This window comes from uncultured Jannaschia sp., assembly GCF_947503795.1.
In the GTDB taxonomy this organism is placed as follows: Bacteria; Pseudomonadota; Alphaproteobacteria; order Rhodobacterales; family Rhodobacteraceae; genus Jannaschia.
The window spans coordinates 345,543-367,913 of sequence record NZ_CANNEZ010000003.1; the positions used below are offsets into that span (position 1 = coordinate 345,543).

The window sequence follows — 22,371 nt, forward strand, 5'->3', positions numbered from 1 at the left end:
GAATCTGTCCAGTGCGCGTGACAGAAGCGAGGGTTCGCCGTCACTCCTCGTCGCGCTGCAGCAGATCGTATTTGCGGAGCTTCACATAAAGGCTCTGGCGGCTGAGCCCGAGCATCTCGGCGGCGGCGACGCGGTTGTTCTCGGTCAGCTCGACGGCGGCGGCGATGCACTGCTTCTCGATCACGTCGGTCATCGAGGCCACGATCTCGCGCAGCGGCACGCTCCCGACCTGGTCGGTGGCGTCGATCGACCCGAGACCGCTTCCGGCGCTTTCGGTGGCTTCCATCCGGGCAACGGCGTCGCGCAGCACGTAGGCATGGCCGCCATCGGGTAGCGGGGTCGCGGTGACGTCGACGGGACGCTGGGATCCGAATGGCGTCACGAGCCGCGTCGTGAAGCTGCGCGGGCCGTCGGCGTCGTGCAGCACGTTGAGGTCGATGGTCCCCCGCACGAGCAATTCCGACATCTGCTGGCCCGCGACATGGCTGACCGAATCGACATCGGCGAGCGTCAGGAACGCGTCGTTGCAATCGGCCACAGCGCCGCTCGGGTCCGTCAGGACGATGCCCTCGACCGACCCATGGTAGAGCGCCGAGAGCCGCACCTGCCGCGGATCGTCGGATCGGATATCCGCATCTCCGCCGCGCGTCTCGAACCGGCAGAGCAGGATGCGCTCGCCCGCGTTGCGGAACAGCCGCGGCACCAGCGTCGCGGCCCCGCCCGCCTGGCGCATCTGCACGGCGAGCGAGGTGCCGTCCGCAGCCACCAGCGCGTCGATGAACTCGCCGCGGCGGCGTCCCTCGAAGGCCTGGGTGAAGGGAGAGCCGGTCAGTTCGGGAACGCCGCCGCCGAGCATCCGCGCGGCGGGCGCGTTCAGATCGACGATGCGCCCGCTGGCCACGTCCACCAGCACGAGCGGGTCGCGCACGCTGTCGAGGATGACGCGGTAGCGCGTCTCATGGATCCGCTCGGTCTGGTAGTCGCGCTCCAGCGCGAGCTGGGCCTTGACCAGACGCTGCTGCAATTCGGCGAGCGGGCGCATGTCGCGCCCCAGCATCAGCACCCGGCCGTCGCGCCCGGTACGGTGGAACGTGTAGCGGACCGGGAAATCCCAGATCGCCCCGTCGGCGTGGTTGACCTCGATCGCGTCGGGTCGACCGGTGCGGCCTTCAGACACGGCCTCGAGCTGATCCTTGACCTTGGCCAGGCTGTCGGGCGCGAGGAAGGACGCGATCTCTCGGCCTTCCCAGTGGTCGATGCGACCGATGCCGGAATTCAGCGGATTCGTCGTCACCGACAGGACGCGCCCGTTCTCGGAAATCAGAAGCGCGAGATCGGCGGCGGTCGCGACGATATCCCCGAAATACTCGGGCGCGATCCGCGGCCCGCTCCGTTCATTCCAGAAATCGCTCTCGCGCGTGTTCATCGCGCCAACTCCAGCGGCTTGGGGGCCAAGTTGCCCCGGAACGGGGTCCCGCATATCGTCACGAGAGGGCCGGGGAAAGACATGGCGCGAGATCGCAGAAAGCCAAGGCATCCGCGGCGGAATTGGTTCCGAGGTCGCCCCCCGCGCGAACCCCGAGGTCGGGGTCGGTGATCAGCGCTGCGCCACCGACGACGACCGGCAGCGCGCGGCGCACATGTCGCCGCAGGTCGCGGATCAGTTCGGGCACGCGGGCCGCCGCGCGGCCGCTGCTGGAGGAGATCATCAGCGCCGCGGCCGGGAAGCGTTCGAGCAGGGCGGGGATGTCGCGGACCGCCGTGCCCGCCACGAGGCGGACGGGCGCGCCGAGGCGGCGCATCTCCTCGGCGGCGAAGGTCGCGGCGAGCGCATGCTGCTCCCAGACCGGAACGATCATCGCGACGGCGGGCATCTCGGCCGGCGGCAGCGCGATGCGGCCGAGGCGGCGCACCCCGTCCTGAATGCGTGCGGCGGCGATCGTCACGTCGACGAAGGACAGGCGGTCATGGTTCCAGCCGTCTTCGAGCCGGAGCGCGATGGCTGGCAGGATATCGGTCAGCATCCAGCCGGACAGACGCACGTCGCTGCGGGCCTGTGCAATCAGGGCGCGGCGGGGCACATCCTCTTCGTGGAGGAAGATCCGCTCGCCCAGCTCCACCAGCGCCGCGGTGACGCCGGGATCACCCGGAGCCGCGGGCATCAGCCGGAGTGCCAGTGTCAGCAATCCGGACCCGTCCAGCGTGTCGTGAATCGTCGGGATCAGGATCTTCGCGCGATACGCTGCGCTGTCGTCGTAGGGGGTCGTCATGCGTCGCCTCCCTCGTGACCGGGGCTTCGGTAAACCAAGCGCTCGACCGGCCGATGTCAAGTTTGAGTTACGGCCGAAGGGTAGGTGACCGTCGTCCCATCGTGACACATCGTCCCCCGTAGTGTAAATTGAAATTGACACCAGCCGCGTAACTCCGATGATACGTGCAACTGACAGGGGGGGAGTCGTCACATGAAGGTGCCGCGCCGAACCCGCGCCCGCACCCGGCTCTATTCGCCGGAGGAACGCGCGAGACGAGACCGGACCGTCTGGACCCTGATCCAAGGGCTTCTGGCGCCGTTGCAGTTCGTCGTGTTTCTCGTCTCCCTCGTCCTCGTGATCCGCTACCTCGCGACCGGCACCGGTTACGGGGCAGCCTCCGCCTCGATCGTGGTGAAGACGGGTGTCCTCCTGACGATCATGGTCACCGGCTCGATCTGGGAGAAGGTGGTCTTCGGCCGCTGGCTCTTCGCACCGGCCTTCTTCTGGGAAGACGTCGTCAGCTTCGGCGTCATCGCGCTGCATCTGACCTATTGCTGGATGCTCTGGGACAGCAGCTTCGCGCCACTGGCCGAGATGGCCGTCGCCCTGACAGCCTATGCCGCCTATCTCGTGAATGCGGGGCAGTTCCTCTGGAAGCTGCGCGCCGCCCGCCTCGAGGCGCCCGCATGAGCGTGGGCTGCACCGATACACCGGTCCTGCGCGAGCGGGGGCAGCACGAGGTCTTCTGCGGTCTCACCGGGATCATCTGGCTGCACCGCAAGATGCAGGACGCCTTCTTCCTCGTGGTCGGATCGCGCACCTGCGCGCACCTCCTGCAATCCGCCGCCGGCGTGATGATCTTCGCCGAGCCGCGCTTCGGCACCGCCATCCTCGAGGAGGGCGACCTCGCCGGCCTCAAGGACGCCAATGACGAGCTCGACCGCGAGGTGGCCCGGCTGCTGGAGCGGCGGCCCGACATCCGGCAACTCTTCCTCGTCGGCTCCTGCCCCTCGGAGGTCATCAAGCTCGATCTCGCCCGCGCGGCCGAGCGTCTGTCCGACGCCCATGCGCCGCATGTGCGGGTGCTGAACTATTCCGGCTCGGGCATCGAGACGACCTTCACCCAGGGCGAGGATGCCTGCCTCGCCGCGATGGTCCCGAAGCTGGAGGCAACCGACGCACCGAACCTTCTGCTCGTGGGCGCGCTGCCCGACGTTGTCGAGGATCAGGCGCGCGCGCTTCTGGCCGGAATGGGAATCGAGCAGGTGCAGGTCCTTCCGGGGCGACGCGCCGACCAGGATCCGCAGGTTGGGCCGAACACCCGCTATGCATTGTTGCAGCCATTTCTCGGCGACACCTCCGACGCGCTGGACCGGCGCGGTGCCACCCACATTCCCGCCCCGTTCCCATTCGGCGAGGAGGGGACGACGCTCTGGCTGCGCGCCGTGGCCGATGCGTTCGGCGTCGATGCCGATACGTTCGACCGCGTCACCGAGGCGCCCCGCGCCCGTGCTCGGAAGGCCGTCGCCGCCGCAACCGAAACGCTGGCTGGCAAGCGCGTCTTCTTCCTGCCCGACAGCCAGCTTGAGCTGCCGCTGGCGCGCTTCCTGACCCGTGAATGCGGCATGTCCGCCGTCGAGGTCGGCACCCCGTTCCTGCATTCGCGCATCATGGCCGAGGAGCTGGCGCTTCTTCCCGAAGGACCGCGCATCGCCGAGGGGCAGGATGTCGAGATGCAGCTCGACCGCGTCCGTGCCGACCGGCCCGACCTGACGGTCTGCGGCCTCGGCCTCGCCAACCCGCTGGAGCGCGAGGGGCTGACGACCAAGTGGGCGATCGAGTTGGTCTTCACGCCGGTGCATTTCTACGAGCAGGCGGGCGATCTGGCCGCCCTCTTCGCGCGGCCGATCCGGCGCAAGGCGCTGCTTGCGCGGGACGGTCCCGCCCACGCGGTGGCGGCGGAATGAAGCTGACGGTCTGGACATACGAGGGCCCACCCCATGTCGGCGCCATGCGCGTCGCGACGGGAATGGAGGGGCTGCATTATGTCCTCCACGCGCCGCAGGGCGACACCTACGCGGATCTGCTTTTCACGATGATCGAACGGCGGGGCCAGCGGCCGCCGGTGACCTACACGACCTTCCAGGCGCGTGATCTCGGCGCCGATACGGCAACGCTGTTCAAGGATGCCTGCATGGCCGCCTACGAGCGGTTCCGCCCCGAGGCGCTGATCGTCGGCGCCTCCTGCACGGCCGAGCTGATCCAGGACGATCCCGGCGGTCTGGCCGAGCGGCTGGGCCTGCCTGTCCCCGTGATCGCGCTGGAGCTTCCGAGCTATTCCCGCAAGGAGCTGTTCGGGACGGACGAGACATTCTACCAACTTGCCCGCGCGCTGGCGCAGCCCTGCGAACGCACCCCCGAGGTGAGCTGCAACATTCTCGGACCCACGGGCCTCGGCTTCCGCCACCGCGACGACGTGATCGAGGTGACGAAGCTGCTCGACGGGATGGGGATCGCGGTGAACGTGGTGGCACCCATGGGCAGCCGCCCGTCCGACCTGGCCCGGCTCCCGGCAGCGCATTTCAACGTCGTGTTGTACCCCGAACATGCCGAAGCGACAGCCCGCTGGCTCGAGCGTGATCACAATCAACCCTATACGAAGACCATCCCCATCGGCACCAACGCGACCCGGCAACTCATCGCGGAAGTCGCCGAATTGGCCGGTCTAGAGCCTATTCTTGATGATGAGAGCCTGCGTCAGCCGTGGTGGGCCGCTTCGGTCGACAGCACATACCTGACCGGCAAGCGTGTCTTCGTCTTCGGTGACGCGACCCATGCGATGGCGGCCGCCAAGGTCGCCCGCGACGAGATGGGCTTCGAGGTCTGCGGGGTTGGATGCTACAACCGCGAGTTCGCCCGCCCGGTCCGCGCGCTGGCCCGCGAGATGAGCCTCGAAGCTGTGATCACGGACGATTATCTTGAGGTCGAGCGTGCCATCACCGAGGCCGCGCCGGAGATGATCCTCGGGACCCAGATGGAGCGGCATATCGGCAAACGGCTGGGCATTCCCTGCGCCGTGATTTCGTCGCCCGTCCATGTGCAGGACTTCCCCGCGCGTCATTCGCCGCAGATGGGGGTCGAGGGGGCGAATGTCCTTTTCGACACTTGGGTGCATCCCTTGGTGATGGGGCTGGAGGAACACCTCCTGACGATGTTCCGCGACGATTTCGAGTTCTCGGACGCGGCCGGGCCGTCGCATCATGGCGGCCACGCACCGACGGCCACAGATGCGGTCGAGCCGGTGGTGCAGCCGAACGGGGACGTCGTCTGGCTGGCCCCCGCCGAGAAGGAGTTGCGCAAGATCCCGTTCTTCGTGCGCGGCAAGGCGCGGCGGAACACCGAAGCCTTCGCCGCCGAACGCGGCGTGGCCGAGATCAGTGTCGAGACGCTCTACGAAGCGAAGGCCCATTATGCGCGGTGACGGGCCCATAACCGCCTTCGCGCCCTACCGCGTCGCCATCGTGACGCTGGACGCCCATGCGGCGGGGCCGGTCGCACGGGTCGGGCTGCGCATGGCGGCGGAGTTCCCCGGCCTCGAGGTGACGGTCCATGCCGCTGCCGAATGGGCCGAGACGCCCGATGCGCTGGCCGAGGCCAAGCGCGCGGTCGCCGAGGCCGATATCATCGTCTGCGGCCTTCTCTTCATCGACGAGCACCTGCGCGCGATCATGCCGGACCTCGTGGCACGGCGCGACGCCTGCGACGCGCTGGTCGGGATGGTCAGTGACCCTTCGGTCGTCAAGCTGACCCGGATGGGCGACCTCGACATGGCGCAGCCATCCTCGGCGGCGATCCAGCTCCTCAAGAAGCTGCGCGGCTCGAAATCGCCCTCGGGGAGCAGCGGCGAGAAGCAGATGAAGATGCTGCGGCGCCTGCCGAAGCTGCTGCGCTACGTGCCCGGCAAGGCGCAGGACCTGCGCGCCTGGTTTCTGTGCATGCAATACTGGCTGGGCGGGTCGGACGACAATTTCGAGGGCCTGCTGCGGCACCTGATCGGGCGGTATTCCGGCCGGTTCGAGACCGAGGCGCGCGCACCCGTCGAATATCCCGAAGTCGGTCTCTATCACCCGGATCTGGGCATCGTCACCGACCCCGATCGCCTGCCGCGGGCAAAGGGGCGAACCGTCGGTGTTCTGATGATGCGGTCTTATGTTCTGGCCGGCGACACCGCGCATTACGACGCCGTTATCCGCGCCTTCGAGGCGAAGGGCATGCGGGTCCGGGCGGCCTTCGCGGGCGGGCTCGACATGCGTCCCGCTATCGACGCCTATTTCTCGGACGATCGCATCGACGCGCTGGTCTCGCTCAGCGGGTTCAGCCTGGTGGGCGGGCCCGCCTACAACGACAGCGCGGCGGCAGTCGAGGTGCTGACGACGCTGGACGTGCCCTATATCGCGGCGCATCCGCTGGAGTTCCAGACGCTGGGCCAGTGGGGGAATTCGAAGCAGGGCCTCGGGCCGGTCGAGACGACCATGCTGATCGCCCTGCCCGAGATCGACGGCGCGACCAACCCGACCGTATTCGCCGGGCGCCACGACTCGGGCGGCTGCCGGGGCTGCGCGCGCAACTGCGCCGCCGACGGCTCGCGCGCGATGGCGCCCTGCCACGAGCGCATCGGGCATCTGGTCGCGCGGGCCTCGAACCTTGCGGATCTCCGGCGCTCCGACCCGCAGGCTCGCAAGATCGGGATCGTCCTCTTCAACTTCCCGCCCAATGCCGGCGCCGCCGGGACGGCCGCCTATCTGGGTGTCTGGGAATCGCTTCTGAACACGCTCCGCCGGCTGCATGCCGAGGGCCACGATGTAGACCCGCCCGCCGATGTGGACGCCCTGCGCGCCGCCGTGCTTGACGGGAATGCCGCGACCTACGGGCAAGACGCGAACGTCATCGCACGCATCCCGGCCGACCGCCTCGTGGCAGAGGATCCGTGGCTGGCCGAAACCGAGGCCGCCTGGGGCCCCGCCCCCGGACGTCAGCAGTCGGACGGTGCGGGTGTCTTCGTGCTCGGCGCGCAGTTCGGGAATGTGGTCGTCGGCCTCCAGCCCGCCTTCGGGTGGGAGGGCGATCCGATGCGCCTGATGTTCGAGAACGGCTACGCGCCGACCCATGCGTTCGGCGCGTTCTATCGCTGGATGAAGACAGAGTTCGGGGCCGACGCACTTCTGCATTTCGGGATGCACGGGGCGCTGGAGTTCATGCCGGGCCGACAGTCGGGCCTCGGGGCCGAAGACTGGCCTGACCGCCTGATCGGCGACATGCCCAACATCTATCTCTACGCGTCCAACAACCCGTCCGAAGCGACCCTCGCCAAGCGGCGGTCGGGTGCGGTGACGGTGACCCATGTGACGCCCCCGGTGATGGCGAGCGGTCTCTACAAGGGGCTTTTGGCCCTGAAAGAGAGCGTGCAGCGCTGGCGCTCGGGCGACCGCTCGGAAGATCTGGCGCGGCTGATAGCGGATCAGGCCGAGGCGGTCGATCTGGACGGGGCGCCGGACGACCTGTGGCTGGCACTGCTCGAGACCGAGCAGGCGATGATTACCGACGGGCTGCATGTCGTGGGCGCGCGGCTGAGCGATGCGCATGTCGCATCCTACGTCGCGCATCTGCCCGAAGCCGCGCGTGAGGCGGCGGCCGCCGCGCTGCGTGGTGACGCGGAACTCGACGGGCTCATGCGGGCGCTGTCGGGGCGGTTCATCGCGCCCGTTCCCGGTGGTGACCTCGTGCGTTCGCCCGAGGTCCTGCCCGCCGGGCGCAACATCCACGCCTTCGACCCGTTCCGGATGCCCACGGCCTATGCCCTGCGCGATGGCGCGGCACAGGCGGACCTGCTCCTGGCGACCCATGACGCGATGCCGCGCTCGGTCGCGCTGGTCCTCTGGGGCAGCGACAACATCAAGTCCGACGGCGTCCCCGTCGCGCAGGCGCTGGCGCTGATGGGCGCGCGGCCGCGCTTCGATCACTACGGGCGGCTCTGCGGGGCCGAATTGATCCCGCTGGCCGAACTCGGGCGTCCGCGCATCGACGTTGTGATGACGCTTTCGGGCATCTTCCGCGACCTGCTGCCGCTTCAGACCCGGATGCTGGCCGAGGCCGCGTGGCTGGCCGCCAGCGCCGACGAGCCGTCCGAGATGAACCCGATCCGGGCCCATGCGCTGGCCTATGCCGAGAAGGTCGGCTGCGATTTCGAGACGGCGGCGCTTCGGGTCTTCTCGAATGCCGAGGGAGCCTATGGCTCGAACGTGAACCAACTGGTCGACAGTGGCGCGTGGGACGACGAAGGCGAGCTGGCCGATGCCTACGAGGCGCGGAAGTCTTTCGCCTACGGGCGCGACGGCAAGGCGGCGCGCAATGCCGACCTGTTGCAGGCCGCGCTGGGCGACGTGGACCTGGCCTATCAGAACCTCGAGTCGGTCGAGCTGGGCGTGACCACGGTGGACCACTACTTCGACACGCTGGGCGGGATCAGCCGCGCGGTGAAGCGCGCGCGGGGCACCGAGGCCCCGGTCTATATCGGCGACCAGACGATGGGGGCGGCGAAGGTCCGCACGCTAGCCCAGCAGGTGGCCCTCGAGACCCGATCGCGGAGCCTGAACCCCCGCTGGTTCGAGGGGCTTCTGAAGCACGGGGCCGAGGGCGTCTCGATGATCGAGGCGCAGGTGACGAACACGATGGGCTGGAGTGCCACGACCGGCACGGTGGAGCCCTGGGTCTACCAGCGCCTGTCCGAAACCTTCGTGCTGGACGACGCGATGCGCCGTCGTCTGGCCGATCTGAACCCGAAGGCGAGCGCCCGGATGGCGAACCGCCTGCTGGAAGCCGGGGACCGCGAATTCTGGCGCCCGGATGCCGACACACTTGCCGCGTTGCAGAACGCCGCCGACGAGCTGGAAGACCGGCTCGAAGGCATCGTGGCCGCGGAATAGGAGAGAGACATGCCGAGAGACATTCCGGATCTGGGACAGGACGGCGAAGGCTCCGTTCAGGTCCATCAGGACGAAAGCGCCAAGATCGAGGGGGCCAAGGTCTTTTCGGTCTACGGCAAGGGCGGGATCGGCAAGTCGACCACGTCGTCGAACCTGTCCGCGGCCTTTACCAAGCTGGGCAAGCGCGTGCTCCAGATCGGCTGCGACCCCAAGCATGACAGCACCTTCACCCTGACGGGACGGCTGCAGAACACGGTGATCGACGTGTTGAAGGAAGTCGATTTTCATGCCGAGGAGCTGCGCCCCGAGGATTTCGTCGCGGTGGGCTACGGCGGGGTGCAATGCGTCGAGGCGGGTGGTCCGCCCGCCGGCACGGGCTGCGGCGGCTACGTCGTGGGCCAGACGGTGAAGCTCCTCAAGCAGCATCACATGCTAGAGGACACCGACGTCGTGATCTTCGACGTCCTGGGCGACGTGGTCTGCGGCGGCTTCGCGGCGCCGCTGCAGCATGCCGACCGCGCGCTGATCGTGACGGCGAACGATTTCGACTCGATCTACGCGATGAACCGGATCATCGCGGCGGTGCAGGCGAAATCGAAGAACTACAAGGTGCGGCTCGCGGGCTGCGTGGCGAACCGTTCGAAGGACACCGACGAGGTGGACCGGTATTGCCGCACGGTCGGCTTCGACCGCATCGCGCATATGCCCGATGTCGACGCGATCCGCCGCTCGCGCCTGAAGAAGAAGACCCTCTTCGAGATGCCCGACGAGGAGGATATCGTGCGCTGTCGCGCCGAGTATGTCCGGCTGGCCAAGCTGCTTTGGGACGGAACCGAGGGCAAGGCGCCGGAATCGCTGCCCGACCGCGAGATCTTCGAATTGCTGGGCTTCGACTGAATGAGCGCCACGCGCACATATGACGCCACGCGGGCTCGGGTCGAAGGCTATTTCGACCGGACCGCGACGCAGGTCTGGGATCGTCTGACCTCGGACGCGCCGGTCAGCCGGGTGCGCGCCACGGTGCGCGCGGGCCGCGACCGGATGCGGGGCGTGATGCTGTCGCGGCTGCCTGCGGACCTGCGGGGGATGCGGGTGCTGGACGCGGGCTGCGGCACCGGCGCCAAGACCGCCGCGCTCGCCGCGCAGGGGGCGACGGTGGTGGCCGTCGACATCTCTCCCAAGCTGCTCGCGATTGCGTCGGACCGGCTCGATCCCGCCCATGAGGGCCGCGTGACCTTTGCCGCGGCCGACATGTTCGACGCCGACCTCGGCACGTTCGATGCGGTCGTCGCGCAGGATTCGATGATCTATTACGGGGCGCCCGAACTGGCCGAGCGGCTGAACGGGCTGGCGCCGCGGGCGGGACAGGTCGTGTTCAGCCTCGCGCCGCGCACACCGCTCCTGATGGCGATGTTCTGGGCGGGGAAGGCCTTCCCGCGCGCCGACCGCTCGCCCGCGATGGTGCCCCATGCCGCCGCCGACCTCGCGCCCCGCCTCGACGGGTCGCTGACCGAGGTCGAGCGGGTGACGAGCGGGTTCTATATCTCGACCTGCCTGGAGCTCGCACCATGAGCGCGCCGGCGGTCCTCAAGCAGTTCGCGCTGTCGATGCTGCCCTTCTCGGATGCCGGCTCCGCCGCGCTGCCGCTGCGCCAGCTTCTGCGCCTGTCGCTCTTCCAGGTTTCGGTCGGCATGGCGGCGGTGATGCTCTTGGGCACGCTCAACCGGGTGATGATCGTCGAGCTGGGGCTGAGCGCGTTCCTTGTCGCCGCGATGATCGCGCTGCCGGTTCTGGTGGCACCGTTCCGCGCGCTTCTCGGCTTCCGGTCGGACACCTATCGCAGCGCCATCGGCTGGAAGCGCATCCCCTATCTGTGGTTCGGCACGCTGTGGCAGTTCGGCGGCCTCGCCATCATGCCCTTCGCGCTTCTGATCCTCGGGGGCTACGACCAGGTCCGGGTGCCGCCCTTCGCGGGCGAAATCGCGGCAGCCCTGGCCTTTGTGATGACGGGCCTCGGCATGCACATGACGCAGACGGCGGGCCTCGCGCTGGCCGCCGACCGGGCCGACGATGCCACCCGCCCCCGCGTCGTGGCGCTTCTCTACGTGGCGTTCCTCGCCGGAATGCTGGTCAGCGCCATCCTGATCGGATGGCTGCTCCGCGATTTCGACGGCGTGCGCCTGATCCAGGTCGTGCAGGGCACGGCGGTCGTGACGCTGATCCTCAACGTCATTGCGCTCTGGAAGCAGGAGAGCCTCCGTCCCACGACCAAGGCCGAGCGTGCCGCGCCGCCGCCGCGCTTCGCGGACGCCTGGGCCGACCTGTCGCGTGGCGGCACGGCCGGGCGGCTTCTGGCGGCGGTGTTCCTCGGGACGATGGCCTTCAACATGCAAGACGTGCTGCTGGAGCCCTATGGCGGCGAGATCCTCGGGCTTTCCGTCTCGAACACGACGCTTCTGACGGCCAGCTGGGCCATCGGCGCGCTGGGCGCCTTCGCATTGGCGGCCCGGTGGCTGACGCAGGGCATCGATCCGACCCGCATGGCCGCACGCGGCATCCTGGCCGGGATCGCGGCCTTCTCGGCGGTGATCTTCGCCTCGCCGCTGGGGTCCGCGCCGCTGTTCTTCGCGGGCGCGATGGGCATCGGCTTCGGCGGAGGGCTCTTCGCGGTCGCGACGCTGACCACTGCGATGACGCTGCCGGTGACGGATATCGCGGGCCGGGGTCTCGCCCTCGGGGCCTGGGGCGCGGCGCAGGCGACAGCACAGGGGCTTTCGACGGCGCTGGGCGGGGGTATCCGCGACGGCGTGGACGCGCTCGCGACCTCCGGCATGCTGGGCACGGCGCTGGACGACCCGGCGACGGGCTACTCCGTCGTCTACCACCTCGAGATCGGACTTCTCTTCCTGACGCTTGTGGCCTTGGGGCCGCTCGTCGGGCGCACGGACAGACCTTCAGACAGACCCGAACCGAAGGAGGCCAGGATCGGACTGGCCGACTTCCCAACATGATACGGAGGACACCCTGATGGTGGACCCATTCTTCGGCAATTTCGACCTGGCCAGCCTGTCGCTCTGGCTGTTCTGGGGCTTCTTCGCCCTGCTGATCTACTATCTCCAGACGGAGAACATGCGCGAGGGTTACCCGCTCGAGAACGATGACGGGACGCTCGCGCCGAACCAGGGCCCGTTCCCGGTGCCGTCGCAGAAGACCTTCATCCTGCCCCACGGGCGCGGCACCGTGACCGTGCCCGACGGCAAGCCCGAGGGCCGCGAGATCGCGATGGCCAAGACCGCCGTGCCGAACGGCTTCCCGTTCGAGCCGACGGGCGACCCGATGCTCGACGGCGTCGGCCCGGCCTCTTGGGCGCCGCGCCGCGACGTCCCGGAACTCGACGGCCACGGCCATCCGAAGATCGCGCCGATGGATGCGATGCCCGACTTCCGGGTCAGCGCCGGGCGCGATCCGCGCGGCCTGCCGGTCATGGGCGACGACGGCAAGATCGCCGGCACCGTCAGCGACATGTGGCTGGACGCGCCCGAACAGCATGTCCGCTATATCGAGGTCGATGTGGAAGGCGCGGGCAAGCGCCTGATCCCGATCCAGCTGGTGCGCATCCACGGCGACCATGTCGAGGTGAAGGCGCTGCATCACCGGCACTTCGCGCAGATCCCCGCAACCCGTTCGCCGACGCAGGTCACCCTGCTGGAGGAGGACAAGATTTCCGGCTTCGTGGGCGGCGGCAAGCTCTACGCCGCGCGCGACCGGCAGGAGCCGCAGCTCTGACCGCTGCGGCCTGACGACGACGAGGAGAGACCCCGATGACCGACCACGACGACTTCGACCAGGAACCGATCCGAGGGCTGCCCGAGCTGCTGCCCGAGGGCGAGGAAATCCTGTGGCAGGGCAGCCCCGACTGGTGGGCGCTGACCAAGGCGTCGTTGTCGGTCCGGGGGGTCGCGCTCTATTTCGGTCTGCTGTTCGGGTGGCAGACCGTATCGGCCGCGGCGGATGTGCCATGGGCCACGGCCCTGGCGCAGTCCTCCTTCTACCTCGTCCTCGGTGCGGTCACCTGCGCCATTCTCGCGGCCATCGGCTGGTGCCAGGCGAAGGCCGCGATCTACACCATCACCAACCGCCGCGTGATCCTGCGGATCGGGGCGGCGCTGACGATGACGCTGCAATTCCCGTTCCGCTGGATTGCGGCGGCGGACCTGACGACCCAGAAGGACGGCACGGGCACGATCGCGCTGCGCACGCTGGGCGAGACGCGGTTCAGCTACCTGATGATCTGGCCGCATTTGCGTCCCTGGCGCTTCACGCCGACGCAGCCCGCGCTTCGCGCCATCCCCAAGGCGGCAGAGGTGGCGCGTCTTCTGGCCGAGGCAGCGCAGGCCGACCTGTCCATGCCGCAGGTGACAAGCACGCCCGTGGCCCCCACACCTGACACGGGCGCGATGCCCGTCCCGGCGGAGTAGCTGCGATGACCCCCGAAGCCCGCCTCGTCAATCGCGACAAGGAAATGGTCCCCACGCTGCTTCTGCGTGCGATGGGCGTCCTCGTGTCCTGCGCGCTCTTCATCACGGGCTATGCGGCCCTCACCGATCGCCCGCTGGAAGCGATGCCCGCGCTCGACGGCGAGGCGGGCGTTGTGCGCGAGCGGACGATTTTCATCAATGCCGATGGCATGACGGGCGCGGCGCGCGTCCTCGATGCCAACGGTGTCGTCATCGCCGACCTTGATCCCAGTCAAGGCGGGTTCGTCGCAGGGGTGCATCGTGCGCTTGCGTTCGAGCGGGATCGGCGCGGCGTCGGGATGGAGGCGCCGATCCGCCTCGTCCTTTATGAAACGGGCCAGCTGTCGTTGCGTGACGATGCGACGGGATGGCGGGCCGAACTGATCGGATTCGGGGCGGAGAACGCAGACACCTTCGCCAAACTGCTGAACTGAACCAACGGGAGGAACGACCCATGGGACTGTTGACGAGAACGAGAGAGGAAGCGCCCTGCACCGTCGAGGTGTCGCACCGCTTCGAGGAACTGAGCGCCCATGTCCGGCTGGACAACGGCGCGATCATCCATCCCGGCGATGCCGTCGAGGTGCAGGGCCCCGAGATCATGGCTCCCTACGGCGAGGTCGTGCGCGAGAAGCGCACCGCGATCATCACGCGGGCCAGCGGCGTCGAGCGGATGTGGACCCGCATGACCGGCGACCTGGAGTTCATGGAGCTCTGCGAGTTCTCCTTCTCCGAGGAGGCGCTGCAATGAACGCCCATGCCACCCATTCCGCCGATGCCAGCACCGTCGAGGAGGCGCTGGCCGCCGACAACCAGAGTGCCGTCATCGACAGCGAGACCGCGACGCAGGTCGCGATGTCGAACACGCTGCTGACGCCGCGCTTTTACACGACCGATTTCGACGAGATGGACGCCATCGACGTCACCCCCGTGCGCAAGGATTGGGACGCGCTGATCGCGCAGATGCAGGCCGATCCGAACAAGGGGCATTTCAAGAAGAACGAGGACTGGGACAATGTCGACTGGGACGGGATGGAGCCGAAGCTCCGGGCCGAGTTCATCGACTTCCTGATCTCGTCCTGCACCGCCGAATTCTCGGGCTGCGTGCTCTACAAGGAGATGAAGCGGCGCGGGTCCAATTCGGACATCACCACGCTCTTCCAACTGATGGCGCGAGACGAGGCGCGGCATGCGGGCTTCATCAACGACGCGCTCCGCGAGGCGGGAATCGCGGTCAATCTCGGGTTCCTGACCCAGAAGAAGAAATACACCTACTTCCGGCCGAAGTTCATCTACTACGCGACCTACCTCTCCGAGAAGATCGGCTACGCCCGCTACATCACGATCTTCCGCCACCTCGAGACGCATCCCGAGCACCGCTTCCACCCGATCTTCAAGTGGTTCCGGGAGTGGTGCAACGACGAGTTCAGCCATGGCGAGGCCTTCGCGCTGCTCATGAAGACCGACCCGAAGCTGACGACCGGGCGCAACGTCTGGTGGATCAAGTTCTTCCTTACGGCGGTCTACGGCACGATGTATGTCCGCGATCACCAGCGGCCGGAGTTCCACCGCGCGCTGGGCGTCGATCCCGACTGGTATGCCCACGCGGTCTTCGAGAAGACGTCCGAGATTTCGCGTCAGGTCTTCCCGATCACGCTCGATATCGACCACCCGCGCTGGCAGCCGACGCTGGAGCGTCTGCAGGCCGCGAATGCCGATCTCGCGGCGGCCGAGAAGAAGACGGGCCTCGCCCGTCTGGTGGCGCGCACGTCCGCGCAAGCCCGCGCGGCGGCGGCCTTCGTGGCGCTCTACACGATCCCGGCGATCCGGCACGACGTGCCCGCCGAGACCCGTCTCGAGCCGGCCTACTGATGGCGGGCAGCCCTTGGATCGCAGCGTGTTTCGCGCTCTTTGCCTGGTGGGCCTCCACCGGGGCGATCCTCGTGGCTGTCCGCACCACGCGCCGGCCGATGGTGGTCGTGCTCGCGACCTTGCCGATCATGTTCGCGGGCCTCGCGGCCTTCGTCTGGACGGCGGGCCAGCCGGGCCTCTTCGCGGTCTATGGCGCATTCGTCGCGGCGTTGGCGATCTGGGGCTGGATCGAGCTGGCGTTCCTCGTGGGCGTCATCACCGGGCCCTCAACGCTTCCGGCCAAGCCCGGCGTCCCGGAATGGGAGCGGTTCGTCCGCGCCTGGGGCACCGTCGCCTATCACGAGATGACGCTGACGGCCGCGCTGATCGGCCTCGCCATCCTCAGCCACGGGGCGCCGAACCGCATCGGCTTCTGGACCTTCGCGGTGCTCTATGCCGCGCGGATCAGCGCCAAGCTGAACCTCTATCTGGGGGTGCGGAAGGTGAACACGTCCTTCATCCCGCACCACCTGTCTCACCTGCCCAGCCACTTCCGAGAGGCGCGGATCAACTGGCTCTTCCCGACCTCGGTGACGGCACTATCCTTCGTCACCTTCGGCTGGCTGGAACGCATCTGGGCGGCGGGCAACCCAGCCGAGGCGGCGGGCTTCGCGCTCCTGGCGGCGCTGACGGCACTCGCGTTGCTGGAGCATTGGTTCATGGTCGTCCGCCTGCCGGACGAGAAGTTGTGGCGGTGGATGCTGCCGGAAAAAGATTCTTTGACGGAGGAGGGGCCCGATGCCGTTCGATAAGCTGTTTCAGGCGCAACTGGATGCGCTCAAGGCCGAGGGCAACTATCGCTATTTCGCGGATCTGACGCGGGAATGCGGCCAGCATCCGCGTGCCAAGACCCACAAGGACGGCGAGATCCGGGACATCACCGTCTGGTGCTCGAACGACTATCTCGGGATGGGCCAGCACCCGGACGTGGTCCAGGCCATGGCCGACACCGCGCGCGCCTGCGGGACCGGCGCGGGCGGGACACGCAACATCTCGGGGACGAACCACCACCACCTGATGCTCGAGGCCGAGCTGGCGGATCTTCACGGCAAGGAGGCGGCGCTGCTCTTCACCTCCGGCTACGTGTCGAACTGGGCCGCGCTCTCGACGCTGGGCTCACGGCTGCCCAATGCGGTGATCCTGTCGGACGCGCTCAACCACAACTCGATGATCGAGGGCATTCGCCATTCGCGCGCCGACAAGGTCATCTGGAAGCACAACGATGCCGACGATCTCGACCGCAAGCTGGCGCGCCTGCCCGCCAACGCCACCAAGATCGTCGCTTTCGAGAGCGTCTATTCCATGGATGGCGACATCGCCCCCATCCGCGAGATCGTCGAGGTCTGCGAGAAACACGGCGCGCTGAGCTATATCGACGAGGTCCATGCGGTCGGCATGTACGGCCCGCGCGGCGGCGGCGTGGCCGAGCAGGAGGGGCTGATGGACCGCATCACCCTGATCGAGGGCACGCTGGGCAAGGCCTTCGGCGTAATGGGCGGATATATCACCGGGTCGGCCGCGCTGTGCGACTTCATCCGCAGCTTCGCATCCGGCTTCATCTTCACCACGGCCCTGCCGCCCGCGGTCGCCTCGGCCGCCGCGACGTCGATCCGCCACCTCAAGACGAGCCAGGTCGAGCGCGACCAGCAGCGCCGCCAGGTCGCCCGCCTGCGCGCGCGTCTGGATGCGGAGGGCATTCCCCACGAGCCCAATCCGAGCCACATCATCCCCGTGATGGTGAAGGACCCCGTGAAATGCCGGATGCTGTCGGATTACCTGATGGACCAGTTCGGCATATACGTGCAGCCGATCAACTATCCGACGGTTCCGAAGGGGACCGAACGGTTGCGCTTCACGCCGGGACCGAACCACACCGACGAGGATATCGACCGGCTCGTCGCGGCGCTGTCCTCGCTTTGGAAACAATGCGCGCTGGCCCGCAAGACCGCCTAATCACCATCTGGCAGAACGTTGTTATTGGAAGACGGCTGGCCACGGCCTAGCTGTCCTTTCGAACGAGAGATCTAGGGAGACTTCGAGATGATCCGCACGCTCACCATCGCCGCCGCCATCATGGCCGCCGCCCCCGCCTTCGCCGACAGCCACGGTGTCGATCTGACCGCCACCGGCGATGCCGACGCGGGCGAGAGCGCGTTCCGCCAGTGCCAGTCCTGTCACGTCGTGCAGGATGCCGATGGCGAGGTTCTAGCCGGGCGCGCCGCCAAGACCGGCCCGAACCTCTACGGGGTCGTCGGCCGCACCTACGGCGTGGTCGAGGATTTCCGCTACTCGGACATCATCGTCCTGGCGGGCGAGCAGGAGAACGTCTTCGACGAGGCCCGCTTCGTCGCCTACGTCCAAGACCCGACCGGCCACCTGCAGGAGATCACCGGCGACGGCGGTCGCGGCAAGATGACCTACAAGGTCCGCAAGGAAGAGGACGCGGTGAACCTCTACGCCTTCCTCGCGCAGTTCAGCGACGAGGCCGCGGCGACGAACTGACGCCCGCCTCATCGAGGAACGACATCACGGCCCCCGCCACCTCGGCGGGGGCTTCTTCATGCATGAGATGGCCCAGATCGTCGAAGATCCGCAGCTCCGCGCGGGGCAGGCGTTCGGCCATCTCGCGGCTGACGCGCGGCTCGACCGCACGGTCGCGCCCGCCCGCCAGCAGCAGCACCGGGGCTTCAAGGCCCGAAGCATCGCGCACCAGCCGGTCGAGCGACCAACCCGCCATCATCGCAAGCGCACCGCCGACATGGCCGCGATCCGAAATCAGCCGGTGATATTGCCCGAGCCCCGCCGCGTCGATCCGACTGCCGGTCCCTTCGATCAGGCGCCGCGTCCGCGCCGGGCTTCCGGCGGCGGTAAAGAGGAACGGCGTCAGCGGATTGACCGCCAGCGCCTTGGCCATGATCGGGAAGAGCCAGCCAGCCAGCCCATCGAACATCTGGAACGCGCCGTTGATCGACACGACCGGGACGGGGCGGGCGAGGGCAAGGCGCAGCGCGATCGCGGCGCCGGCGGAATGGCCGAGGATCGCGGCGGGTGTCAGGCCCAGTGCGCCACAGAGCGTCGTCACGTCCTCGGCCATCGCATCGAGCCCCGAGCGCCCGGACGATCCGAGCCGCGTGAACCCGTGCCCGGGCAGGTCGATCATGGTGACGCGGTATCGCTCCGCCAGAAGCGGGGCAAGGCCGCGCCACGAATGGGTGGCCCCGCCCGCCCCGTGCAGCAGGAGGACGTCTGGTCCGTCCCCGATCTCCTGCACGTGCCAGCGATGTGGCCGGGACGCGACCATGCGGCTCGCCCCGGCGAAGGGCCAATCTGGGGGAGGCGGGCCGCTCACACCGTATCCGCCACGATCCGGCTGAGCCCATGGGCGTCCGCGCGAGGCAGCGGGCGGCAGGCCGCGCCCATCCGCGCCGCGAGGTCCGCCAGCGCCGGGGTCGGGCGGGTGCCAGTGTCGATCACCACCGCGGGCAGACGATGCGCCCGGATTGCCGCCGCCATGGCGTTAGCATCCGCCAGCGCCTCCGTCCGGGCGGCGTCGCCAGAAAGCGCGATGTTCGGCCGCCCGTCGGTCAGTACCACCAGCGCCGGGTCCATGCCGCGCCCGCGCGCCTGGTGGGCCAGCGTCAGCCCGTCGCGCAGTCCCGCGGCCAGGGGCGTGCCGCCGCCACCGGGCAGCGCGGCCAGCTCGCGCTTGGTCCGCACGAGGCTGCGCGTCGGCGGCAGCAGGAGATGCGCCGCCTCGCCTCGGAAGGCAATCAACGCGACGTGGTCGCGGCGGGCATAGGCCTCGGCCAGCAGCAGCTCGACCGCGCCCTTGGCCTCGGCCAGCCGTCCGAGCGCCGAGGAGCCCGAGGCATCCACGGCGAACACGATCAACCGGTCCGACCGCGTCTCGTATCGCTTCAGATGAATGTCGGAGGATCGCACCGCGACGGGCTGCCCGGGGCCGCCGCCGCGCATCCGCTGCCACGGAGCCGCCGCGCGCAGTGTCGCCACGAGGTCGATCCGCGCCTGGCCGTCCAGCCGTCCGGGCCGTGACGGCAGGGGACGCCCGCGCCGGGTGCCACGCCGTACGGCGCCGGCCCCGATCCCGGAGGCGCGCGGCGTCAGTCCCGCGGCGATCCGCGCCAGGAGATCGGGCGGCAGCAGGGCCAGCGCCGCCTCGACCGTCAGCTCCGCATCGGCGGGCAGCGTGCTCGGGTCGGGCGGCGGTGCCTCGGCGGGGTCGGGCGCATCTTCGGGGAGGTCGGGTTCGGGGGGCGGGGCCGGGAGCGTCGTGGCGCGGGGCAGGAGGCTGACGGCGGTGGCAAAGATCAGATCCGCCTCGGCCAATGCACGTCCGTCCAGCGCCGCCGACGCCCCGGCCACGCGCAGCGCCTGGATCACAGGTCGGATCGACGCGATCCCGAGGGCCGCAGCCGTCGCCGCGAGCCGTGCGCGCGCCAGATCGGTCGTGACGGGATCGGACGGATCGAGCGGTGCCGGCGCGGGCCTGTCGGCGGGCCGGAGCCCGTCGAGATCCACGCGCATCGCCATGCGGTCCGACAGGGCGGGGGCCAGCGCCTCGTCCTCGACTCCCTCGTCGAGCGCGAGCAGGCCGACCCGGCGCCCGTCGAGCGCCTGTCCGAGTCGCGCGGCGAGGCCGGGGGGCGCGCGCTCGGCCATGGTCAGTATCGCGAGATCGTGCCGGTCGAGCACGCCGCCCCGTCGCACAGGCCGCCCCGTCTTCAGCGTCGCGGCGAGGTCGAGCCCGCCGAACAGTGCTTCGTCGGACATGTCGGGATGAAGGCGCGCGGCCACAGGAGCGTCTTCGTTGAAAACGGAGAGCCAGGCGTCGCGCGCATCCGACGCCCGGGCCCGGAGATGCAGGCCGCCGAGGCCGACGGGATCGGCGGCGAAGCACCGTGCCGCGCGGACCGCGCTGGCCCAGCGCGCGGCGGTCACGTCAGCACCTCCTCCGCGGCGCGCGCGACCCGCGAGGTGGACCCGGCCTCGTCCAGCGGATCGCGGCGCAGGCGGTGGCGCAGCGCCATCGGCGCAACCTGTCGGACGTGGTCGCGCGTCGCCTCTGGGACGCCATCGAAGGCCGCGAGCGCACGGGCCGCCCGGAGCAGCGTCAACTCCCCCCTGAGCCCGTCCGAGCCCAGTGCGATGCAAAGCGCCGCGCAGTCGCGCAGCGTCGCGTCCGAGGCGTTCGTGCCTGGCAGGGCGGCGCGGGCGGCGACGATCCGGTTGCGCAGCGCGTCCTGCGCATCCGCCCAGTCCTGCGCGAAGCCGCTCTGGTCGCGATCATAGCGGTCGCGGCGCTTCACCACCTCGATCCGGTCGTCGATATCCGTGGGCGAGATCACTTCGACCGAGAGACCGAACCGGTCCAGAAGCTGCGGCCGAAGCTCGCCCTCTTCGGGGTTGCCGGAGCCGACGAGCACGAAGCGGGCGGGGTGCCGGATCGACAGGCCCTCGCGCTCGACGACGTTCTCGCCCGACTGGGCCACGTCGAGCAGCAGGTCGACCACGTGATCCTCGAGAAGGTTGATCTCGTCGATATAGAGATAGCCGCGATTGGCCCGCGCGAGCAGGCCCGGCTGGAACGCCTTCTCGCCGCGGGTCAGCGCCGCCTCGATATCGAGGGCGCCGGTCACCCGGTCCTCGGTGACGCCGAGGGGCAGGTCGACCACCGGGGTCGGGCGGATGACCATCGCCGTGCCTGCGCGGGCCCAGTCGGGCACGTCTTCGGGTCGGGCGGAATTGACCGGGCAGTTCTCGACCATCTCGAGCGGCGGCAGCAGGCCCGACAAGGCGCGCACGGCGGTCGACTTGCCGGTGCCGCGGTCGCCGAAGACGAGGACGCCGCCGATGCCGGGGTCGATGGCGGTCAGGATCATCGCGGTCTTCATCTCGTCCTGTCCGACGATCGCCGCGAAGGGAAAGGCCGCACTCATGCCGGGGCCGGCGGAGCGAGGATGTCGCCGATGGGCCGCCCCTGCCACTGGCCCTTCGCGTCCGAGATCGCGAAGCGGGCATAGAGTTCCTCGGCGAACCAGTCGCCGTCGCGCACGGCCTTGATGGCGGCGGCGTGGGGGCCGGAGTTGCGGGCGAAGCGCGTCATGGAATCGGCATCGGGCCAGACCGAGAAGGTCACCTGGTGGAGAAGCGGCACCTCGCCCACGCCGATCTTGAGGCGGACGGAGGGGTCGTCGCCGATTCGCGCCGAGATGTCGGGCACGCGGCGCCAGAAGCGCATCAGGTTCCGGGGGCGCACGCTCGCGCGGGTGAGCGCGGCGAGCGGGCCGACCGGTGCGGCCCGGCCGGGGCCGAAGGGCGCCCGGCCCGACCAGACGCCCCGCGCCGAGATCGGATCCATCCTGAGGGTGCAGACCTCGGCGGCGCGGGCGGCCCAGCGCGCGAAGACGTCGCTCTCGAGGCCCGCCTCAGCCGCACCATCGTCGTCCCAGACGCAGAGGATCGCCCAGACGGCGGTATTCGGCACGGGGGTGAAGCCCTCGCCCGTTCCGGAGCCCATGAGCTTCCAGAAGTCGAGGCCGGGCAGGCGGGCGAGCGGGCGACGGGCCAGACCCATCTGCGCAAGCGCCCAGAGCCGATCCCGAACGGGGCCGAATCGGTGAAGTGTAAGCGTGACGGTCGGAATGGTCGTTCGTCCCCGGTGTCGTGGTCGTGGGTCGGTCACGCGAC

21 protein-coding genes are annotated in these 22,371 nt (G+C 69.0%); 15 read left to right on the plus strand and 6 right to left on the minus strand.

The genetic code is table 11. The annotated features are described in order from the left end of the window. Positions 1 to 40: 40 nt before the first annotated feature. Both ppsR and Q0833_RS17125 read right to left on the minus strand, forming a co-directional pair. The gene (ppsR, locus tag Q0833_RS17120) at positions 41 to 1,426 is read right to left on the minus strand and encodes a transcriptional regulator PpsR (protein ID WP_298437916.1); all 1,386 of its coding nucleotides are present in this window, start codon (positions 1,424 to 1,426) and stop codon (positions 41 to 43) included. 58 nt (positions 1,427 to 1,484) lie between these two features. Continuing rightward, a complete protein-coding gene (locus Q0833_RS17125; protein ID WP_298437920.1) occupies positions 1,485 to 2,270 on the minus strand; it encodes a hypothetical protein in 786 nt (261 codons plus the stop codon). Positions 2,271 to 2,462: 192 nt separating this feature from the next. Between Q0833_RS17125 and bchF the strand changes: the two genes are divergently transcribed. From bchF to Q0833_RS17200, 15 genes are all read left to right on the plus strand, one after another. Continuing rightward, the gene (bchF, locus tag Q0833_RS17130) at positions 2,463 to 2,942 is read left to right on the plus strand and encodes a 2-vinyl bacteriochlorophyllide hydratase (RefSeq protein ID WP_298437923.1); all 480 of its coding nucleotides are present in this window, start codon (positions 2,463 to 2,465) and stop codon (positions 2,940 to 2,942) included. Then, entirely contained in the window at positions 2,939 to 4,219 is a 1,281-nt protein-coding gene (locus Q0833_RS17135) for a ferredoxin:protochlorophyllide reductase (ATP-dependent) subunit N (RefSeq protein WP_298437926.1), read from the plus strand. The genes bchF and Q0833_RS17135 overlap by 4 nt, the downstream gene beginning before the upstream one ends. Then, positions 4,216 to 5,733: a ferredoxin:protochlorophyllide reductase (ATP-dependent) subunit B gene (gene bchB, locus Q0833_RS17140; RefSeq protein WP_298437929.1), complete on the plus strand. Its 1,518-nt coding sequence runs from the start codon at positions 4,216 to 4,218 to the stop codon at positions 5,731 to 5,733. Before Q0833_RS17135 ends, bchB begins: the two co-directional genes overlap by 4 nt. Continuing rightward, positions 5,723 to 9,235, plus strand: coding sequence for a cobaltochelatase subunit CobN (locus Q0833_RS17145; protein WP_298437931.1), 3,513 nt, complete (start codon positions 5,723 to 5,725; stop codon positions 9,233 to 9,235). The genes bchB and Q0833_RS17145 overlap by 11 nt, the downstream gene beginning before the upstream one ends. 9 nt (positions 9,236 to 9,244) lie before the next feature. Then, positions 9,245 to 10,132, plus strand: a complete 888-nt coding sequence (bchL, locus tag Q0833_RS17150; protein WP_298437934.1) for a ferredoxin:protochlorophyllide reductase (ATP-dependent) iron-sulfur ATP-binding protein — start codon at positions 9,245 to 9,247, stop codon at positions 10,130 to 10,132. Beyond that, entirely contained in the window at positions 10,133 to 10,807 is a 675-nt protein-coding gene (gene bchM, locus Q0833_RS17155; RefSeq protein ID WP_298437937.1) for a magnesium protoporphyrin IX methyltransferase, read from the plus strand. Then, a complete protein-coding gene (locus Q0833_RS17160) occupies positions 10,804 to 12,246 on the plus strand; it encodes a PucC family protein (protein WP_298437939.1) in 1,443 nt (480 codons plus the stop codon). The genes bchM and Q0833_RS17160 overlap by 4 nt, the downstream gene beginning before the upstream one ends. A gap of 16 nt (positions 12,247 to 12,262) precedes the next feature. Then, positions 12,263 to 13,021 (plus strand): photosynthetic reaction center subunit H, encoded by a 759-nt coding sequence (gene puhA / locus Q0833_RS17165; protein WP_298437942.1) that lies wholly within the window; start codon positions 12,263 to 12,265, stop codon positions 13,019 to 13,021. A gap of 35 nt (positions 13,022 to 13,056) precedes the next feature. Next, the gene (gene puhB / locus Q0833_RS17170; RefSeq protein ID WP_298437945.1) at positions 13,057 to 13,713 is read left to right on the plus strand and encodes a photosynthetic complex putative assembly protein PuhB; all 657 of its coding nucleotides are present in this window, start codon (positions 13,057 to 13,059) and stop codon (positions 13,711 to 13,713) included. A gap of 5 nt (positions 13,714 to 13,718) precedes the next feature. Further along, a complete protein-coding gene (gene puhC, locus Q0833_RS17175) occupies positions 13,719 to 14,186 on the plus strand; it encodes a photosynthetic complex assembly protein PuhC (protein ID WP_298437948.1) in 468 nt (155 codons plus the stop codon). Between the two features lie 20 nt (positions 14,187 to 14,206). Further along, a complete protein-coding gene (locus Q0833_RS17180) occupies positions 14,207 to 14,503 on the plus strand; it encodes a hypothetical protein (RefSeq protein WP_298437950.1) in 297 nt (98 codons plus the stop codon). Continuing rightward, positions 14,500 to 15,624: a magnesium-protoporphyrin IX monomethyl ester (oxidative) cyclase gene (gene acsF, locus Q0833_RS17185; protein WP_298437954.1), complete on the plus strand. Its 1,125-nt coding sequence runs from the start codon at positions 14,500 to 14,502 to the stop codon at positions 15,622 to 15,624. Before Q0833_RS17180 ends, acsF begins: the two co-directional genes overlap by 4 nt. Continuing rightward, positions 15,624 to 16,415: a putative photosynthetic complex assembly protein PuhE gene (gene puhE / locus Q0833_RS17190; protein ID WP_298437958.1), complete on the plus strand. Its 792-nt coding sequence runs from the start codon at positions 15,624 to 15,626 to the stop codon at positions 16,413 to 16,415. Before acsF ends, puhE begins: the two co-directional genes overlap by 1 nt. Beyond that, the gene (gene hemA / locus Q0833_RS17195; RefSeq protein ID WP_298437961.1) at positions 16,402 to 17,616 is read left to right on the plus strand and encodes a 5-aminolevulinate synthase; all 1,215 of its coding nucleotides are present in this window, start codon (positions 16,402 to 16,404) and stop codon (positions 17,614 to 17,616) included. The genes puhE and hemA overlap by 14 nt, the downstream gene beginning before the upstream one ends. An 87-nt stretch (positions 17,617 to 17,703) precedes the next feature. Further along, a complete protein-coding gene (locus Q0833_RS17200; RefSeq protein ID WP_298437964.1) occupies positions 17,704 to 18,165 on the plus strand; it encodes a cytochrome C in 462 nt (153 codons plus the stop codon). Here Q0833_RS17200 and bchO read toward each other — a convergent pair. From bchO to crtA, 4 genes are read right to left on the minus strand one after another with little or no spacing between them, the layout of a single operon-like run. Next, a complete protein-coding gene (bchO, locus tag Q0833_RS17205) occupies positions 18,137 to 19,012 on the minus strand; it encodes an alpha/beta fold hydrolase BchO (protein WP_298437967.1) in 876 nt (291 codons plus the stop codon). The two genes, Q0833_RS17200 and bchO, sit on opposite strands and share 29 nt — an antisense overlap. Beyond that, on the minus strand, positions 19,009 to 20,622 hold the full coding sequence (locus Q0833_RS17210) for a magnesium chelatase subunit D (RefSeq protein ID WP_298437969.1): 1,614 nt from the start codon (positions 20,620 to 20,622) through the stop codon (positions 19,009 to 19,011). The genes bchO and Q0833_RS17210 overlap by 4 nt, the downstream gene beginning before the upstream one ends. Further along, positions 20,619 to 21,620 carry a magnesium chelatase ATPase subunit I gene (gene bchI / locus Q0833_RS17215; protein ID WP_298437971.1) on the minus strand — a complete coding sequence of 334 codons (1,002 nt, stop codon included), beginning with the start codon at positions 21,618 to 21,620 and terminating at the stop codon, positions 20,619 to 20,621. Before bchI ends, Q0833_RS17210 begins: the two co-directional genes overlap by 4 nt. Then, on the minus strand, positions 21,617 to 22,366 hold the full coding sequence (gene crtA / locus Q0833_RS17220; protein ID WP_367274986.1) for a spheroidene monooxygenase: 750 nt from the start codon (positions 22,364 to 22,366) through the stop codon (positions 21,617 to 21,619). Before crtA ends, bchI begins: the two co-directional genes overlap by 4 nt. Between the last annotated feature and the right edge of the window lie 5 nt (positions 22,367 to 22,371).